The sequence below is a fragment of the Bradyrhizobium sp. genome, from assembly GCF_019242285.1.
In the GTDB taxonomy this organism is placed as follows: Bacteria; Pseudomonadota; Alphaproteobacteria; order Rhizobiales; family Xanthobacteraceae; genus Bradyrhizobium.
Genome location: NZ_JAFAVV010000577.1, coordinates 1 through 3657 on the forward strand (window position 1 = coordinate 1; position 3657 = coordinate 3657).

A 3657-nucleotide genomic window follows, 5' to 3' on the forward strand; every position below is an offset into this window, starting at 1 on the left:
ACCGCTGCGTCGCGATCAACCTCAAGAGCTGCATCCTGGCGGCGAAGCAGGTGATCCCGATCATGCGCGACCAGGGCGCGGGCAGCATCATCAACATCTCGTCGATGGCCGCGATCACCACCTATCCTTATGTCACCTACAAGGCGACCAAGGCGGCCATGATCGCCTTTACCGAACAGCTCGCCTATCAGAATGCGCAATATGGCATCCGCGCCAACGTCATCCTGCCCGGCCTGATGAACACGCCGATGGCGGTCGATACCCGCGCCCGCGAATGGCACAAGACCCGCGCCGAGGTCGAGGCCGAGCGCGACCGCCAGGTGCCGCTGCGCAAGAAGATGGGCACCGGCTGGGACGTCGCCAACGCCGCGCTGTTTCTCGCCTCCGACGAAGCCAATTTCATCACCGGCGTGACCCTGCCGGTCGACGGCGGCGCCAGCGTGCGGCGCGGTTAGAGCGCTTTCGAGCGAAGTGGATACCGGTTCGCGTGAAGAAAACGCGTCAAAACAAAGAAGCTAGCGCTTCCGTTCCGATTCCATCGGAACGGAAAAAGCTCTAGCAAGGGCACGATCGCTGCGCCGCGATCATGGCTCCACGCCTTTGTCCCAGGCGATCAGTGGGTCACCCGCCAGATGGTGCCGTTGCCGTCCTCGGAGACCAGCAACGCGCCGTCATGGGCGACCGCGACCCCGACCGGCCGGCCCCAGACATTGTCGTCGTTGACGACGAAGCCGGTGACGAAATCCTGGTACTCGCCGGTGGGAACGCCGTCCTTGAGGCGGATGCGGATGACCTTGTAGCCGGTGCGGGTCGAGCGGTTCCACGACCCGTGCTCGGCGGCGAAGGCATCGCCCTGGTATTCGGCCGGGAAACTGCTGCCTTGATAGAAGGCCAGCCCCAGCGACGCCGAATGCGCCTGCAACAGCACGTCGGGCACGGTGATCTTGTCCTTCAGGTCGGGGCGGGCGCCGCGAAGCCGTGGATCCTCATGGTCGCCGATATAGTACCAGGGCCAGCCATAGAATGCGCCCTCGCGAACCCGTGTCACATAGTCCGGCACGAGATTGTCGCCGAGGCCGTCGCGCTCGTTGGTCGAGCACCAGGGCGTGCCGGTCTGCGGCTGGATCGCGAGGCCGACGCAGTTGCGGATGCCGGTGGCGAAAATCGCCTGGTTCTTGCCGTCGGGATCGAAGGCCAGCACCGCGGCGCGACCGGCGTCATAGCCCCAGGCGGCGCCGAGCGGATGCTCCCTGATCCAGGCTTCGAGGCCGCCCGGCGGCCGGCCCATGCCCTCGCCGACATTGCTGTCGGAGCCGATCGACACCAGCATGCGCTTGCCATCCGGCGTGAACGCGAGATCGCGAGTCGAATGGCCGCCGGTCGGCAGTCTTGCGACCACGGTCTCAGGCGCCCCGGAAGCCTTCAGGTCGCCGGAATGATACGGAAAACGGACGACGGAGTCGGTATTGGCGACATAGACCCATTGCGGATCGTCGCCGGCCGGGAAGAACGCGATGCCGAACGGCTGCCGCAGCCCGCCGGCATAGACCTGATTCTCCGAAGGCTTCGCCGCGCCGTCGGGAGCACGAAACACATGGATGCGTCCGGCCCGGGTCTCGGCGACAAAAACGTCGCCGTTCGGCGCGACGCGGATGATGCGCGGGCCGCTCAGGCCGTCGGCGAACAGTTCGACCTTGAAGCCGTCCGGCACCTGCGGGATCGCCTCGGCGGGCCGCCGCACCACGCGCGAGACATTGGCCGACGAAGGCGTCGCGCCCGGGAGAGGCAGATCCTCGGGCCTGATCAGGCGGCTCGTGCCGGGCTTGTCGGCCTGCCAGTTGCCGAAGGCGTCCTTGCCGCGCAACTCCTGCGCCGAGGCTGCGCCCGCAAGAGCGCCGACCAACCAGATGGCCGACAGTCCCACTGCGATCGAACGCCCCGGCATCCTGGCCATTCCCGTCATGAGCCCGCCTTCCGCCATCATAATGGCCGCCGAGGCGGATGTTCACCCTGCCGCGATCAAATTACGTGCGAATGCGCGTGATCGCGGCGCTATCGCGACGGCCGCGAGTCGCGGGCCGTTTCGAGGCAGGTCTGGAGCTCGACATAGCTGCCGGTGCTGCCCGCATTGCTCTGCCGCAGGCAGACCATCTTGTCGGAGGTCATGAACTGGACCCACTCGGCCTGAAGTTCCTGGCGGGCCTGCGCCTCGTCATCGGCACAATGCTGCTGCTGGGCCGGCGTTCCGCCTTCGGTGCGGCACTGCGCCGTGATGTCGAACTTCGGAACATCGTCGGCCACACGCGCAAGCGGCAGACCGGCGAGAATGACGATCGGCAGGTGTGCCAGCATTTTCGTTCTCCGTGCGGGATCAACGCGACTTTAGAGCGTTTTCGAGCGAAGTGGATACCGGTTCGCGTGAAGAAAACGCGTCAAAACAAAGAAGCTAGAGCTTCCGTTCCGATTCCATCGGAACGGAAAAAGCTCTAGGCAGGAAGACCTGGGCCGGAAGAGATGCCGGATCGCGGCTCGCGTCAAGAGAGCGCGCCGAGCACGCCGCGCGTCGCCTGGTCGATCTCGTCGACATAGCGTCGCCGCGCGAACGACTCGGTCAGGAACCCGATGACCTTGCGGCTTTCCTCCGATTCCAGCACGGCGAGGATCTCGGCCTCGGCGTCGTCGAAGATCTTCATCGCGGTCTTCACGTTCATCTCCGGAAGCAGCGCGACATCGGTGTATTTCGCGAGCTCGACCACCTGGATGTCGTCGGCGATCGAATCGAGCTCCCCGGAATACAACTCGGGCAGCAGCACCACGCCGCAATAGTCGTTGGAATTGTTGACGACCACGATCGCCGGCCGCGATCCCAGCACGAATTCGCGCCGGCAGGCGGCGATCGTGGTCGTGGTCGGAACCTTGCCGACGTCGGTTCGCATCATGCGCTCGACGGTGAGATTGCGCAGCCAGCCGACGTCGTTGGCGCTGCGGATGGTCTCGCCGCGCAGGTGCAGGCGCCAGGTCGAGAACGAATGGCCGAACATGAAGCGGACGAAGATGCTGGTGACGATGCAGCCGGCGAGGACCACCGCGGTGACGTCGACGCTGCGCGTCAGCTCCAGCACCAGGAACGACATCGTCAACGGCCCGCCGACGATTGCGACCCCGAGCGTCGCCATTCCCGTCAGCATGCTGACCACGGGATCGACCGCGAGATTGAGCCCGCTCCAGACCAGGGTTGCCGCGAACAATTTTCCGAGCAGGCTGCCGACGAACAGCGAGGCGAAGAACAGGCCGCCGCGGAAGCCCGACGCCAGCGAGATCAGGCAGGCGACCACCTTCAGCGCAATGACGATGCAGATCAGGCTGATCGCCATCTCCTTGTGCAGGTCGAGCACCATCGCGCCATGGCCGGCCGCCAGCACCTGCGGCGTGATGATCGCCATGCCGCCGACGCAGAGGCCGCCGATCACCGGCCTGAGCCAGATCGGGACCCAGGATTGCGCGAACAGCCGCTCGAATACGGAGGAGCTGCGCATCACGGCGATGCCGATCGCGCTCGCGATCAGGGCGAGCCCGATCAGCAGCAGATACTGCTCGATGCCGACGCTGCCGACATGCGGCACCTCGAGCTGGTACGGCGCGCCGCCGAGCCATTGC

Annotated in this window: 4 protein-coding genes; 1 reads left to right on the forward strand and 3 read right to left on the reverse strand. The window is 65.6% G+C overall.

Going from position 1 to position 3657, the window contains the following annotated elements:
• Positions 1 to 455: SDR family oxidoreductase (locus JOY90_RS23450; RefSeq protein ID WP_291693497.1), on the forward strand; the 455-nt coding region annotated here is incomplete at its 5' end.
• Positions 456 to 613: 158 nt separating this feature from the next.
• Here the strand turns inward: JOY90_RS23450 and JOY90_RS23455 are convergent.
• The 3 genes from JOY90_RS23455 to JOY90_RS23465 all read right to left on the reverse strand — a co-directional run.
• Entirely contained in the window at positions 614 to 1963 is a 1350-nt protein-coding gene (locus JOY90_RS23455; RefSeq protein WP_291693498.1) for a sorbosone dehydrogenase family protein, read from the reverse strand.
• An 89-nt stretch (positions 1964 to 2052) separates the two neighbouring features.
• Positions 2053 to 2352: a hypothetical protein gene (locus JOY90_RS23460; protein ID WP_291693499.1), complete on the reverse strand. Its 300-nt coding sequence runs from the start codon at positions 2350 to 2352 to the stop codon at positions 2053 to 2055.
• Positions 2353 to 2534: 182 nt separating this feature from the next.
• Positions 2535 to 3657, reverse strand: a 1123-nt coding sequence (locus JOY90_RS23465; RefSeq protein WP_291693500.1) for a chloride channel protein, incomplete at its 5' end; no start/stop codon positions are given.

Excerpts from the sequence above, each read along its gene's own strand:
- JOY90_RS23455 (WP_291693498.1), bottom strand. The coding sequence starts at position 1,963 with ATGACGGGAATGGCCAGGATGCCGGGGCGTTCGATCGCAGTGGGACTG.
- JOY90_RS23460 (WP_291693499.1), bottom strand. The coding sequence starts at position 2,352 with ATGCTGGCACACCTGCCGATCGTCATTCTCGCCGGTCTGCCGCTTGCG.